We start from the raw sequence: 13,508 nt of genomic DNA on the forward strand, positions 1-13,508 counted from the left end.
GTGCCATGGCCTGCGCGGGGGCGGCGGCGGTCCTGTGGCGCGGGGCGGCGGGGCGGTGGCATCCGCTTGCGGCTGCTGTCATGCTGCCGGCGACCGGCGGGCTGGTCGCGGCCTTCATCGCGACTCCGGACCTGGGCAGGCTCCTTCCCTGCGTCGGAGCCGCATGGCTTGCGGGCTGGACGGTTGTGAAATGGGCCTTGTCGTGGGGAACCGGACCTGCGCTGGCGCTGGTGGGCGGCTTTGCCGGCTGGTCGCTGGCGGCGTCCGCTTTCCTGATGGAAAATATGCCGATGGCCGTCGCGGGAGCGCTGGCGGGCGCGGCCGGCAGCCTGTTCGGCGCGCGCCTTTGCGGCGGTGCGGGCAGGAAGGGGCTTGCCGATGCGGGACGCCGTCCCTAACGATTTGGGCGAGGGACAAGCCTGTCCGGCTTTGTCGGCGCATGGGGATAAGCGGATTCATGAAGAAGCTCGGCCTGATAGGCGGTCTCAGCTGGACGTCGACGGCGCGCTATTATCAGATCATCAACCAGGCGGTGTATCGCGCCCGGGGCGGCCAGCATAGCGCTCCGCTGCTGATCGAAAGCCTGGATTTCGCGGACATAGGCCGTTCCATCACCGAAGAGGAATGGGCCCATGCTGCCGATGTGCTGACCGCGTCCGCCAGGCGGCTGGAGCAGGGCGGGGCGGCGGCCTTGCTGATCTGCGCCAATTCCATGCACCGCGTCTATGACGATGTGCAGGCGGGCGTCGACATTCCGATCGTCAACATCGCCGAAGCCGTAGGGCGCAAGATGCAGGCCGACGGCATCGAAAAGGCCGCGCTGATCGGCACCCGCAATGTGATGACGGAGAAATTCTATCGCCAGCGGCTGGTGGCGCACGGCATATCGCTGCTGCCCCCGGACATGGAACTGGCCGAGCGGATCGACCGGATCGTCTATGACGAACTGACCATCGGCAAGGTCAGCCGCGAGTCGGAACGCTATATGAAGTCCGAACTCACCGACATCGCCAAGGAGAATGTGCAGGCGGCGATCCTTGCGTGCACCGAATTGGAGATGATCGTCGATGTGAAGGCGAACGTCCTGCCGATCTATGACGGCACCAGCATCCATGCACGTGCGGGCGTGGACGTGATCCTGGGGGATTGAGGCGGCTGGACCTTTAGCGGGTCAGGCTCCAATCCTCCTTCCCCGGAGCGGACGATGGGGCGAAACGCGCCGGCGTCGAGACGCCGGACGCCCACCAATCCGGGGCAGCGACGGGAATCGCCTGCTTCTCTCGAACCTTCACCTTCCACCCCGTTGCGCGCCGCGCAGGGATTTTCTCGCCTCCGCAATAAAATGCTTTCGGGGGTCTGGCTGTTTTGCCGGTTAATGGTTACATGGGCCGCCACGAATCCCCCAGCGATCATGCCAGGCCCCCGCATGAACCGCGCAGCAGAAAGTGGCTTCACATGGACATCCGCCTTGGCCTCACCTTTGACGACGTGCTTTTGCAGCCCGCCGAATCCGATGTGCTGCCCAGCCAGGCTGACACCAGCACCCATGTGACCCGTGCAATCAAGCTCAACATCCCGATCCTCTCCTCCGCCATGGACACGGTGACGGAGGCGGACATGGCGATCGTCATGGCCCAGCTGGGCGGCCTTGGCGTGTTGCACCGCAACCTGTCGGTCGAGGAACAGGCCGACGCGGTACGCGCGGTCAAGCGCTTCGAAAGCGGCATGGTGGTCAATCCGATCACCATCACGCCCAATGCGACGCTGGCCGATGCGCAGATGCTGATGACCCGCCACAAGATCAGCGGCATTCCGGTGGTCGAGGCGTCGGGCAAGCTGGTCGGCATCCTCACCAATCGCGACGTGCGCTTTGCGGAGAACCCCGCCCAGCCGGTCAGCGAACTCATGACCCGCGACAATCTGGCCACGGTGAAGACCGGGGTGGGCCAGGACGAAGCGATGCGCCTGCTGCATCAGCGCCGCATCGAAAAGCTGCTGGTGGTGGACGATAATTATCATTGCGTCGGCCTGATCACCGTCAAGGACATCGAAAAGGCCGTCACCTATCCGCAGGCGACCAAGGACGCTTCGGGCCGCCTGCGCGTGGCGGCGGCGTCGACCGTCGGCGACAAGGGGCTGGAACGCAGCAAGGCGCTGATCGACGCGGAATGCGACCTGATCGTCATCGACACGGCCCATGGCCACAGCCGCCAGGTCGCCGTCGCGGTCGAGGCGGTGAAGAAGCTGTCCAACCATGTCCAGGTGGTCGCCGGCAATGTCGCCACCGCCGAAGCGACCAAGGCGCTGATCGGCGCGGGCGCGGACTGCGTGAAGGTCGGGATCGGGCCGGGTTCCATCTGCACCACCCGCGTCGTCGCGGGCGTGGGCGTGCCGCAGCTGACCGCCGTCATGGATTCGGCCGAGGAAGCCGCGAAGCAGGGCGTGCCGGTGATCGCGGATGGCGGCCTGCGCACCTCCGGCGACGTGGCGAAGGCGCTGGCGGCGGGCGCGGGCTGCGTCATGGTGGGCTCCCTGCTCGCCGGTACGACGGAAGCTCCGGGCGAGACCTTCCTCTATCAGGGCCGCGCCTATAAGAGCTATCGCGGCATGGGCAGCGTCGGCGCCATGGCGCGGGGTTCCGCCGACCGCTATTTCCAGGCGGACATCAAGGACCAGATGAAGCTGGTGCCCGAGGGAATCGAGGGCCAGGTGCCGTTCAAGGGGCCGGCGAAGGACGTCATCCACCAGCTTGTCGGTGGCGTGAAGGCGGCCATGGGCTATACCGGCAGCGCCACGATCAAGGACCTTCAGGAACGGGCGCGCTTCGTCCAGATCACCAATGCCGGCCTGTCGGAAAGCCATGTCCACGACGTGACGATCACGCGGGAAGCACCCAATTATCCGACGCGGTAAGGCCCTTTTTCCATTCTCTTCCTTTCCCGTGATGGGGGAGTAGCGCATGACCCCGTCCGCACGCGTCCAGGCCGCGATTGAGTTGCTCGACGCCATCATATCGTCGGCGCGTGACGGCGGGCCGGCGGCGGATACGCTGATTGCCCGCTATTTCAAGGATCGGCGCTATGCCGGATCGCGGGACCGGCGGGCGGTGCGCGATCATGTCTATGACGCCGTGCGCCGCACGGCCGAGCGGCCCGAAAGCGGGCGCGCCGCGATGGTGGGGCTGGCCCGCGAGCGGCCGGAACTGGCGGAACTGTTCAATGGATCGGCCCATGGACCGGCGCCGATTTCCGCGGACGAGGCGGGAGCGGCGGCAGGCGTCGTGCCCGGCTGGATCGACCCTCTGCTGGCCGCGCCAGTGGAGCGCGAGGCCCTGTTGGGCCGGGCGCCGGTCGACCTGCGCATCAACCGGCTGAAGGCCGACCCGGACAGGGTGGCGTCCTTCTATCCCGATGCGGTGCGTCTGTCCGGCCTGCCCGAGGCCTTGCGCCTGCCCGAAGGCGCGCCGGTCGAGCAGAGCGATCCCTGGAAATGGGGGCAGGTCGAGGTGCAGGATGCCGGCAGCCAATGGATCTCCGCCGCCTGCGGGGCGCAGCCGGGCATGACCGTGATCGATCTCTGCGCCGGGGCGGGGGGCAAGACGCTGGCGCTGGCGAGCGCCATGGCGGGCAAGGGCACGCTGATCGCCGCCGACACCATCCGGTCGCGGCTGTCGCGGCTCGACCCGCGGGCGGAGCGGGCCGGGGCGACCTTCATCGAGACGCTGCTGCTGGATCAGGGGCATGAGGCGGGCGCGCTGCAAAGCCTGCATGGCCGCGCCGATGTGGTGCTGGTCGACGCGCCCTGTTCGGGCACCGGCACCTGGCGCCGCAATCCGGAGGCGCGCTGGCGGCTGACCCCCGCGCGGCTCGACCGGCTGGTGGCGGAGCAGGCGCGAATCCTGGATTTCGCCGCGCCTTTGCTGGCACCGGGCGGCCTGCTGGTCTATGCTACCTGCGCGCTGACGGACCGGGAGGGGCGGGATCAGGTGCGGGCATTTCTGGCACGGCATGCGGGATGGACGGCCGAACCGGCCGATGTGCCGACGGGCCGTGCCCATGGCGACGGGCTGCTGCTGACGCCGGCGCATGACGGGACGGATGGTTTCTATTTCGCGCGGCTGCGACGGACGGCGTGAAAGAGTCGATGGACAAGCGCCCGCAAAATCGCGAGACTTGGACGGAATCAGCGCCTGAAACATGGCTGGAGTTGTGCATGCGTTTTACCCCCGCTTCGATCGCCCTGGCCGTCCTGTTGACCACCGTTTCCAGCGTCGGGCTGACGCAGCGCCCGGATTCGCAGATTTCGCCGCTGTCCATCGAGTGGCAGAAGGCGGGCGAAGCAGCGCGCAAGGCGGGCAATTATCAGGGCGCCACCGATGCGCTGGAAAGCGCGCTGGCGGTCGATCCCCGCAACCGCATGGCCTATATCGAGCTGGCCGAAGTCGCGCGGGCCCAGGGATTGCAGGGCAAGGCGATCCGGCTGTATCGCGAGGCGCTGTTGCTGGAGCCCAATGACGTCGCCGCCCTGGTCGGTCAGGGCGAGGCGATGGTCGAGAAGGGCGCCATCGCCAAGGCGAAGGAAAATCTCGCCCAGGCGCAGGGGCTGTGCAAGGTGAACTGCGCGGCGGTCGGACAACTGGCGGCGGCGATAGAGAAGGGGCCGCCCGCGACGGTGCTGAGCGCGAAGGACAAGGTGCCCGCGCCCAAGGCGGCGGAAACCGAGACGCCTTGACCCGTTTCCGCGGAACTGTTCTCGAACCTTTTACACCGAAGTTCACACCATATGCGTGCGCGTGCCTGCGCGCGCGTAGGCGGGTGCGTGTGGTTTACCGGATGTTTCACGGAAGGAAGCGGGATAGGCCCGTGGATGCGGAATAGGACAGGCCGAAATCATGTTTCGGTCGAAAATAGGATGCTTTTTGGTCGGCCTGTGGCGATCGGGTTACGGGTGATCTTGGGTTGAAGTCATTCCGGTTCCGGGTTTGGCGGGTTGGATCATTTGAAGGGGGTCTGGCTTAAAATCCGTTTCCCACCCAAGATTCCAAAAGAAAAGGGCCGGCAGGCTTGTCGCCCCCGGCCCGTTTCCAATGCTGACTATGCCGGATCAGCCGACGATTTCGTCCGGCTTGAAGAAATAGGCGATCTCGATCGCGGCATTTTCCTCGCTGTCGGAACCATGGACCGAATTGGCTTCGATCGATTCGGCATATTCCTTGCGGATGGTGCCCTCATCGGCATTGGCGGGGTTGGTGGCGCCCATGATGTCGCGGTTGCGCTTCACGGCGTCCTCGCCTTCCAGGACCTGCACGACCACCGGGCCGGAGATCATGAACGCGACCAGATCGGCGAAGAAGGGGCGTTCCTTGTGCACGGCGTAGAAGCCCTCGGCCTGCTCGCGGCTCATGCGGATGCGTTTGGAAGCGACGACGCGCAGGCCCGCTTCCTCCAGCTTCTTGGTCACGGCGCCCGTCAGGTTGCGACGGGTCGCGTCGGGCTTGATGATCGAAAAGGTGCGGGTCACGGCCATAAGGCTCAAAAGCTCCGAATTGTTGGGATAAGTTGGCGCGCCCTTTAGACCGGGCCGCAGCCTATCGCAAGAGGGCTGATTTTTGGCCCATGCTTATGGACCTTGCACCCATTTGCGGCCTTCCTGCCGCCAGAATCGTGGCGTCACGCCATCCCGTTTGGCGAGATCGCGCCAGCTTGCCCGCGCGCCTTCGACGGTTTCCGCGTCGAAGAAGTAAAAGGCCCGCTCGAAACCCAGCGCCTCTTCGCGCCAGAGGCCATCGGCCAATGCGACATGCCGTGCCCCATTGGCGGCCAGATCGACGCTTGGGCAATCCTGCGCCAGCAGCACCGGCTGCACCGATTCGCCGCCCTCGCCCGCCCGGCCATGCGCCAGGAAGCTTTCCGGCGGCCCCGCCCACAGCCCGGCGGAGATTCGCTCCAGCCGTTCAGGCTCCCGCGCCACCACCAGCAGCCGCTCGCCCATCTCCAGGATACGGCCCGCTATGGCGGGCAGCACCTGTTCCACCGGATCGCGGCTGAGCTGGTAGAAATCGACTTGCATTCTTCACGCTCTAACCGTTCGCCCCGGGCTTGTCGAACCGAAGGTCGGCGAGGCCAACGGCTTCGACAGGCTCAGCCCGAACGGGGCGGGGTTTTAGCCAGACAATGCTTGCCCTTGGTCCGGACCAAATCAAACCGAACGGGAAGAAAGATCAGCTCTCGAACTTGTCCGCGACATAGCGGTCGAGCAGCCGCACGCCATAGCCGGTCGCGCCCTTGTCCCAGGTCGCGCCGGGCTTGTCGGCCCAGACCATGCCCGCAATGTCGAGATGCGCCCATTTCACGCCCTCATCGACGAAGCGCTTGATGAACTGCGCCGCCGTGATCGACCCGCCATAGCGCGGCCCGATATTCTTCATGTCGGCAATCGGGCTGTCGATCAGCTTGTTATAGGCGTCGCCCAGCGGGAAGCGCCACAACTGGTCGCCCGCCGCCTTGCCCGCCGAGATCAGATCGTCGGCCAGCCCGTCGTCATTGGAGAAGATGCCCGCATATTCGTTGCCGAGCGAGATGATCATCGCCCCGGTCAGCGTGGCGAGATCGATGATCACCTCCGGCGCATAGGTCTTCTGCGCCCAGGTGATGACGTCGCACAGCACCAGACGCCCTTCGGCATCGGTGTTCAGCACCTCGATCGTCTGCCCGGACATGGAGGTCACGATGTCGCCCGGCCGCTGCGCATTGCCGTCCGGCATATTCTCGACCAGCCCGCAAATGCCGACGACGCGCACCTTCGCCTTGCGCCCTGCCAGTGCCTTGATAGCGCCCGCCACGGCCCCGGCGCCGCCCATGTCCCATTTCATGTCTTCCATGCCCGGCCCGGGCTTCAAGGAAATGCCGCCCGTGTCGAAGGTCACGCCCTTGCCGACGAAGACCAGCGGCTTTTCGGTCGCGCCACCCGTGCCGTCCCATTCCATGGCCAGCAGGCGCGGCTCGCGCACCGAACCCTGCGCCACGCCCAGCAGCGCGCCCATGCCCAGATCCGCCATCGCCGCTTTGTCCAGCACGGTGATCTTGACGCCCAGCTCCTCCAGATGCCTGCAGCGCTCGACGAAGCTTTCGGGATAGAGGATGTTCGCCGGTTCCGACACCAGCTCGCGGGTGAAGGCCACGCCCGCCGCGACCGCCGACCGGCTTTCCCAGGCCGCCCCGGCGTCGCTCGAAACCAGCGTGATCTGCTTGAGCGTCGGCTTGGCCTTTTCCGCCTGCCGCGTGCGATAGGTGTCGATCCGCCAGCCGCGCAGCGACGCGCCGAAGGCCAGCGCCGCCGCCTTGTCCCCACTCGCGCCGCCGAAGAATTCGACCGCCGCATGGGTCGCGCCGCTGGTCGACAGGCGCGCCGTCAGCGCGCTGCCCGCGCGCTCATAATCGGCATCGCTGCCCGCGCCGGTGCCGACCAGCACCACGCGCAGCACCCTGCCGCCTTCCTCCACGAAGCTCTCGAAGCTCGACCCCGCTTCGCCCGTGAAGCGCGCCGCGGCGGCGCCCGCCGCCAGCACGGGCGCGGCGCTCAGGGGCAAGGCGTCGAAACCGCCCTTCGGCACGGCGAAGGCCAGCGTATCGGCTTCGGGACGGACGGGGCTGAACGCGATTTCCATCTAGTGTCCTTTATTTCCTGCAAGGCTTGTATCTCTATGGCCAGATAGTGCGGCTTACCCTGTCTGGCAAAGCCGTTCGACTGATTTTCCCGCAAAACTCTTGGCGGAGACGATTGCAGCGCAGACAAAGCAGTGCGATAGGCGGGAAACAAAGCGCCCCGTCAAAGAGGCCCCATCCTTTTGCAGAACAGCCCTTTCCCCTTGCGTTTGAAACCTCTCCTGGCCGCCGGCGCCGCCTTTCCGTGCCTGGTCGCCGTCCCGCATGCCACGGCCCAGCAACTCCAGGAACCGCAGGCGACGATCAGCGCGCCCGACGCCCCCGTGCCCGAAAGCGACGAACAGATCGGCTTCGCCGCCGATGCGCTGGAATATGACAGCAACAGCGAGGTCGTGACCGCCAGCGGCAATGTGCAGTTGCTGCGGGAGGGCAACCGGCTGCGCGCCGACAAGGTCGTCTGGAACCGCACCACGGGGAAGGTGGAGGCGAACGGCAACGTCTCCGTCACCGATCCGGAAGGCAATATCGCCTATGGCGACCGGTTCGACGTCACCGATTCCCTGCAGGACGGCATGGTCCAGAACATGCTGCTGGTGCTGCAATCGGGCGGGCGGCTGGCCGCCGCCAGCGGCCAGCGGGTGAACGGGGTCTATACGCTGCGCAAGGCCGCCTATACCGGCTGCGTGGTGGAGGATCATGAGGGCTGCCCCAAGGAGCCCACCTGGCAGATCAAGGCGGTCAGGGTCGTCTATGATCCGGTCAAGGCCCGCGTCAAATATACCAATGCCAGCGTGGAACTGTTCGGCCTGCCGCTGATCCCGCTGCCCGGCTTCTCCCATCCGGTGGGCGACAATGGCGGCAGCGGCCTGCTGGTGCCCAATCTTCGCTACGACCGCACCAACGGGTTCGAGGTCGCGCTGCCCTATTATCTGAAGCTGGCGCCCAATCGCGACCTCACCGTCACGCCGCATGTCTATACCGACACGCTGCCGATGCTGGAGACCAACTACCGCCACTTATGGGACCGGGGCGCCTACCAGATCACCGGCTATGCGACCTATGGCAGCCGCGTCGCCACCGGCAATGCCTCTTCCACCACCCCGGCGGGATCGGAAAGGGATTTCCGCGGCTATCTCGACGCCAGCGGCGCGCTGCAACTGACGCCGGAATGGAGCATCGGCGGGTCGATCCGCGCCGCGACCGACCGCACCTTCCTGCGCCGCTACGACATCAGCCGGGACGACCGGCTGCGTTCTACGCTCAACGCCCAGCGAATCGGGGAGAACAGCTATTTCTCCATCGCCGGCTGGGCGGTGCAGACGCTGCGCACCGGCGATTCGCAGGGGCAGATGCCGATCGCGCTGCCCGTCATCGACTATCGCCTGCGGATGAAGGACCCGCTGCTGGGCGGCGTGGCGCAGTTCCAGGCGAACAGCCTGGCCATCACCCGCACCCATGGCCAGGACACGCAGCGCGCCTTTGCCGCCTTCGAATGGAACCTGCGCAAGCTGACGCCGATGGGTCAGGAACTGACCTTCACCACCTATTTGCGCGGCGACGTCTATCACAGCAGCGACAATCTGATGAACAGCATCGTCAGCTATGCCGGCGATCCGGGCTGGAAGGCGCGCGGCATCGCGGCGGCGGCCATCGACATGCGCTGGCCCTTCATGGGCGAGGCGTTCGGCGGCGTGCAGCGCATCGCCCCGCGCGTGCAGATCGTCGCCGCGCCCAAGATCGCCAATCTCTCCGTCCCCAATGAGGATGCGCGCGCCATCGACCTGGAGGACAGCAACCTCTTCGCACTCAACCGCTTTTCCGGATATGACCGGTTCGAGGATTCGACCCGCGTCACCTATGGCATGGAATATAGCCTGTCGCTTCCGGACTTCTCGCTGGAAAGCGTGGTGGGGCAAAGCTACCGCCTCGACAAGCGAGAGAGCATCCTGCCGGAAGGAACCGGCCTGTCGGACCGCCTGTCCGACGTCGTCGGGCGCACCACCGTCCGCTACAAGGATTTCATCAGCTTCACCCACCGCTTCCGGCTGGACAAGGACAATCTGTCGGTCCGCCGCAACGAGATCGACGCCACCATCGGCAGCCGCAAGACCTATGCGACGGTCGGCTATCTGCGCCTCAACCGCGACGCGAACCTCAATCTGGAGGATTTGCAGGACCGCGAGGAACTGCGGCTGGGCGGTCGCGTCCAGTTCGCGCGCTTCTGGTCGGTCTTCGGCTCGACCGTCATCGACCTGACCGACACGAAGGAAGATCCGCTGTCCGTCGCGGATGGCTATGAACCCGTGCGCCATCGTCTGGGGATAGCCTATGAGGACGATTGCCTGACGCTCGGCCTCACCTGGCGGCGCGACTATCAGGTGCTGGGCGACGCACGAAAGGGCAACAGCTTCCAGCTTCGGCTGGCTTTTCGCAATATTGGCATATAAGGATCAGCCTTCCCGCTTCCTGCTCAGGGTCGGTTAAGGCGGATCGGCGCATCTCGTGCCGAACCGATTGGAGAGTTTTGTCGACGATGCAGCCTGTCGTTTCCCCGTTTTCCCGCATTGGCAGCACGGCCTACAGGGGCCTGCGGACCGTGCTTCTGTCCTCGGCGCTGCTGGCTACCGGCGTCAGCGGAAGCCTGGCCCAGACGGTCGCCGACGATGACAATGTCGCCACGCAACAGCTCAACCTGCCCAGGGATGTGACCGTCTTCGGCAAGAGCGACCCCAATGTCCGCAAGGCGACAGCCATCGTCAACGGCCGGATCATCACCGGCACGGACGTCGACCAGCGGCTGGCCCTCATCATCACGGCCAATGGCGGCAAGGTGTCGGACGAGGAAAAGGAAAGGCTGCGCGTCCAGGTGCTGCGCAACCTGATCGACGAGACGCTCCAGATCCAGGAAGCCGCCGCCAACGACATCAAGGTGGACAAGGCCGAGATCGACCAGAGCTATGAGCGGGTCGCGGCCAATTTCCGCCAGTCCCCCGCCCAGTTCGACCAATATCTGCGCCAGCAGGGCAGCTCCGCCGCCAGCATCAGGCGCCAGATCGAGGGCGAGCTGGCCTGGAGCCGCCTGCTCCGCCGCAACATCCAGCCCTTCGTCAACGTGTCGGAGGATGAGGTGAAGTCGGTGGTCGACCGCATGAACGCGGCCAAGGGCAGCGACGAGTTCCGCATCGGCGAGATCTACCTGTCGGCCACGCCGGAAAACCAGCAGCAGATCATCGCGAACGCCCGCAACATCATCGAACAGATCAAGCAGGGCGGCAGCTTCGCCGCCTATGCGCGGCAATTTTCCGAAGCGTCCACGGCGGCGGTCGGCGGCGATCTGGGCTGGGTCCGCCCTGTCCAGCTGCCCGACGAACTGGCGCAGGCGGCGGCCGAAATGCAGGTCGGCCAGATCGCCGGCCCCATCGGCGTGCCGGGCGGCGTCTCGATCATCTATGTCATGGACAAGCGCAAGGTGCTGACCGCCGATCCGCGCGATGCGCTGCTCAGCCTCAAGCAGCTCTCCGTCAGCTTCCCCGCCGGCACGACCAAGGAACAGGCGAGCACCAGGGCGGCCGCCTTCGCCGCGCAGGTCAAGACGATCAAGGGCTGCGGCCAGGCCAATGAACTGGGCGGCAAGATCGGCGCCGATGTGGTCGACAACGACAATGTGAAGCTGCGCGACCTGCCCCCGCAATTGCAGGACATCCTTCTGAACCTCCAGGTCGGTGAGGCGACGCCGCCCTTCGGCTCGATCAACGACGGCGTGCGCGTGCTGGTCGTCTGCGGCCGTGACGAAGCCTCCTCCGCCGCCGCGCCCAATGCCGAACAGATCATGGCGCAGTTGGAGGAAGAACGGGTCAACAAGCGCGCCCGCATCTATCTGCGCGATCTCCGCCGCGATGCCGTTATCGACTATAACTGATCCGGCGGATATGCCGCCATTCGCCGTGTCGCTCGGTGATCCGGCGGGAATCGGGCCGGAAATCGTCGCCAAAAGCTGGGTCATGCGGGAGGCGCGGGGCCTGTCGCCCTTTTTCGCCGTGGGCGACGCCGCGTCCCTGCGCGCCGTCTGGCTCGGCCCGGTCGAGCCGGTCAGCACGCCGGAGGAAGCGGTGGAGGTCTTCGACAAGGCCCTGCCATGCCTGCAGGTGGCGGAGGCGGGCGAGATCACGCCCGGCACGCCCAGCATGGATGGCGCGCGCACGGCCTTTCAGGCGCTGGAGGTCGCGGTCGGCCTCGCCCGCAGCGGTTCGGCCGCCGGGATCGTCACCGCCCCGGTGGGCAAGGAACAGCTCTACGGCGTCGGCTTCACCCATCCGGGACAGACCGAATTCATCGCGGAACGCTGCGGCGTCGCGCCCCACAACGCCGTGATGATGCTGGCGGGGCCGTCGCTGAAGGTCGTGCCGATCACCATCCACATCCCCTTGGCAGAGGTGTCGTCCGTGCTCACGGTCGACCTGATCCGCGCCCGCGCCATCACCACGGCAAAGGGGCTCCAGCGCAATTTCGGCATCGGCCGTCCCCGTCTGGTCGTCGCGGGCCTCAATCCCCATGCGGGCGAAGGCGGGGCGCTGGGGCGGGAGGAGATCGACGTCATCCGCCCCACCGTGGAGTCGCTCCAGGCGGAAGGTTACGACATTCAGGGGCCGCTCGCCGCCGACGCCCTGTTCCACAGCCGCGCCCGCGAAACCTATGACGCGGCGCTCTGCATGTATCACGATCAGGCGCTGATCCCCATCAAGACGCTGAATTTCGACGAGGGGGTGAACATCACCCTGGGCCTTCCCATCGTGCGCACCTCGCCCGACCATGGCACCGCCTTCGGCATTGCGGGCAAGGACAGCGCCAATCCCAGCGCGATGATGGCCGCGATCCGGATGGCCGCCGAAGCGACACGCGCCCGGCTGACCCCCGGCTGCTGAGGCTCATGGCCGCAGATACCCGCTCCAAGCTCCCGCCGCCCAAGCTCCCGCCGCTGCGCGACGTCATCGCCGCCCACGGGTTGCAGGCCAGCAAGGCGCTCGGCCAGAATTTCCTGCTGGACGAACAGTTGCTGGACCGGATCGCGGCCATCCCCGGCCCGCTTGAGGATCAGCCCGCCTTCGAGGTCGGCCCCGGTCCCGGCGGCCTGACCCGCGCGATCCTGCGCGCCGGGGCAAGGCTGGTGGCGGTCGAGCGCGACCGGCGCTGCCTGCCCGCGCTTTCCGAACTGTCGGAGGCCTTTCCCGGCCAGTTCCGGGTGATTTCCGGCGACGCGATGGCGGTCGACGCCCGCGCCGAGGCAGGCGAAGGCGCGCATATCATCGCCAACCTGCCCTATAATGTGGGCACCGCCCTCCTCATCGGCTGGCTTTCCACCGACTGGTCTCCACTCCCCTGGTGGTCGAGCCTGACGCTCATGTTCCAGATGGAGGTTGCCGAGCGGATCGTGGCGAAACCCAATGGCGATCATTATGGCCGCCTCGCCGTGCTGTCCCAATGGCGCAGCGACGCCCGCATCGCGATGAAGGTCCACCGCAGCGCCTTCACGCCCCCGCCCAAGGTCATGTCGGCGGTCGTCCACATCACGCCCAAACCCGCCCCCGAAGGCGTGCAGTTGAAGCATCTCGAACGCCTCACCGCCGCCGCCTTCGGCCAGCGCCGCAAGATGCTGCGCCAGAGCCTCAAGGGCCTGCCCGGCGCCCTCGAAGCGCTGGAGGCGGTCGGCATAGACCCGCAACGCCGCGCGGAAACCGTCAGCGTCGAGGAATTCGTAGAAACAGCGCGCGTTTTGGGACGCCTTTAGCCCTAAAAGCCCGGCTTAGGTGGATTCAGGTCATTCCCCTCCCGCAGGCGGGAGGGGAA

11 protein-coding genes and 1 pseudogene are annotated in these 13,508 nt (G+C 66.3%); 9 read left to right on the plus strand and 3 right to left on the minus strand.

The window, feature by feature from the left end:
* The 5 genes and pseudogenes from K7W03_RS24440 to K7W03_RS24460 form a co-directional block, all read left to right on the plus strand.
* Positions 1-398, plus strand: a pseudogene (locus tag K7W03_RS24440) (NADP transhydrogenase subunit beta); the annotation flags it as partial.
* 59 nt (positions 399-457) lie between these two features.
* Positions 458-1,150 (plus strand): aspartate/glutamate racemase family protein, encoded by a 693-nt coding sequence (locus K7W03_RS24445; protein WP_025549702.1) that lies wholly within the window; start codon positions 458-460, stop codon positions 1,148-1,150.
* Between the two features lie 305 nt (positions 1,151-1,455).
* Positions 1,456-2,913 (plus strand): IMP dehydrogenase, encoded by a 1,458-nt coding sequence (gene guaB, locus K7W03_RS24450; protein ID WP_025549701.1) that lies wholly within the window; start codon positions 1,456-1,458, stop codon positions 2,911-2,913.
* A gap of 46 nt (positions 2,914-2,959) precedes the next feature.
* On the plus strand, positions 2,960-4,135 hold the full coding sequence (locus K7W03_RS24455) for an RsmB/NOP family class I SAM-dependent RNA methyltransferase (RefSeq protein WP_222887569.1): 1,176 nt from the start codon (positions 2,960-2,962) through the stop codon (positions 4,133-4,135).
* Positions 4,136-4,212: 77 nt separating this feature from the next.
* Positions 4,213-4,731 carry a tetratricopeptide repeat protein gene (locus K7W03_RS24460; protein ID WP_044663058.1) on the plus strand — a complete coding sequence of 173 codons (519 nt, stop codon included), beginning with the start codon at positions 4,213-4,215 and terminating at the stop codon, positions 4,729-4,731.
* 372 nt (positions 4,732-5,103) lie between these two features.
* On the opposite strand, the gene ndk is transcribed toward K7W03_RS24460, so the two are convergent.
* From ndk to K7W03_RS24475, 3 genes are all read right to left on the minus strand, one after another.
* The gene (ndk, locus tag K7W03_RS24465; RefSeq protein WP_007684133.1) at positions 5,104-5,526 is read right to left on the minus strand and encodes a nucleoside-diphosphate kinase; all 423 of its coding nucleotides are present in this window, start codon (positions 5,524-5,526) and stop codon (positions 5,104-5,106) included.
* A gap of 93 nt (positions 5,527-5,619) precedes the next feature.
* Positions 5,620-6,069, minus strand: coding sequence for a DNA polymerase III subunit chi (locus K7W03_RS24470; protein WP_222887570.1), 450 nt, complete (start codon positions 6,067-6,069; stop codon positions 5,620-5,622).
* A gap of 151 nt (positions 6,070-6,220) precedes the next feature.
* Positions 6,221-7,666 carry a leucyl aminopeptidase gene (locus K7W03_RS24475; protein WP_222887571.1) on the minus strand — a complete coding sequence of 482 codons (1,446 nt, stop codon included), beginning with the start codon at positions 7,664-7,666 and terminating at the stop codon, positions 6,221-6,223.
* 180 nt (positions 7,667-7,846) lie between these two features.
* Here K7W03_RS24475 and K7W03_RS24480 point away from each other — a divergent pair, with 180 nt between their 5' ends.
* From K7W03_RS24480 to rsmA, 4 genes are all read left to right on the plus strand, one after another.
* Positions 7,847-10,111 carry an LPS-assembly protein LptD gene (locus tag K7W03_RS24480; protein ID WP_061936928.1) on the plus strand — a complete coding sequence of 755 codons (2,265 nt, stop codon included), beginning with the start codon at positions 7,847-7,849 and terminating at the stop codon, positions 10,109-10,111.
* Between the two features lie 86 nt (positions 10,112-10,197).
* Positions 10,198-11,583: a peptidylprolyl isomerase gene (locus K7W03_RS24485; RefSeq protein ID WP_048578597.1), complete on the plus strand. Its 1,386-nt coding sequence runs from the start codon at positions 10,198-10,200 to the stop codon at positions 11,581-11,583.
* Entirely contained in the window at positions 11,561-12,586 is a 1,026-nt protein-coding gene (gene pdxA / locus K7W03_RS24490; RefSeq protein ID WP_222887572.1) for a 4-hydroxythreonine-4-phosphate dehydrogenase PdxA, read from the plus strand. Before K7W03_RS24485 ends, pdxA begins: the two co-directional genes overlap by 23 nt.
* 5 nt (positions 12,587-12,591) lie before the next feature.
* Entirely contained in the window at positions 12,592-13,449 is an 858-nt protein-coding gene (gene rsmA / locus K7W03_RS24495) for a 16S rRNA (adenine(1518)-N(6)/adenine(1519)-N(6))-dimethyltransferase RsmA (RefSeq protein WP_044661727.1), read from the plus strand.
* The last annotated feature ends 59 nt before the right edge of the window (positions 13,450-13,508 follow it).

Source organism: Sphingobium sp. PNB, assembly GCF_019873065.1.
Classification (GTDB): Bacteria; Pseudomonadota; Alphaproteobacteria; order Sphingomonadales; family Sphingomonadaceae; genus Sphingobium; species Sphingobium fuliginis.

What these genes read in the sequence shown, in the direction of transcription:
- K7W03_RS24455 (WP_222887569.1), top strand. Translation starts at nt 2,960, where the DNA reads ATGACCCCGTCCGCACGCGTCCAGGCCGCGATTGAGTTGCTCGACGCC.
- guaB (WP_025549701.1), top strand. Translation starts at nt 1,456, where the DNA reads ATGGACATCCGCCTTGGCCTCACCTTTGACGACGTGCTTTTGCAGCCC.
- K7W03_RS24475 (WP_222887571.1), bottom strand. Translation starts at nt 7,666, where the DNA reads ATGGAAATCGCGTTCAGCCCCGTCCGTCCCGAAGCCGATACGCTGGCC.
- ndk (WP_007684133.1), bottom strand. Translation starts at nt 5,526, where the DNA reads ATGGCCGTGACCCGCACCTTTTCGATCATCAAGCCCGACGCGACCCGT.
- rsmA (WP_044661727.1), top strand. Translation starts at nt 12,592, where the DNA reads ATGGCCGCAGATACCCGCTCCAAGCTCCCGCCGCCCAAGCTCCCGCCG.
- K7W03_RS24460 (WP_044663058.1), top strand. Translation starts at nt 4,213, where the DNA reads ATGCGTTTTACCCCCGCTTCGATCGCCCTGGCCGTCCTGTTGACCACC.
- K7W03_RS24445 (WP_025549702.1), top strand. Translation starts at nt 458, where the DNA reads ATGAAGAAGCTCGGCCTGATAGGCGGTCTCAGCTGGACGTCGACGGCG.
- K7W03_RS24470 (WP_222887570.1), bottom strand. Translation starts at nt 6,069, where the DNA reads ATGCAAGTCGATTTCTACCAGCTCAGCCGCGATCCGGTGGAACAGGTG.
- pdxA (WP_222887572.1), top strand. Translation starts at nt 11,561, where the DNA reads ATGCCGTTATCGACTATAACTGATCCGGCGGATATGCCGCCATTCGCC.
- K7W03_RS24485 (WP_048578597.1), top strand. Translation starts at nt 10,198, where the DNA reads ATGCAGCCTGTCGTTTCCCCGTTTTCCCGCATTGGCAGCACGGCCTAC.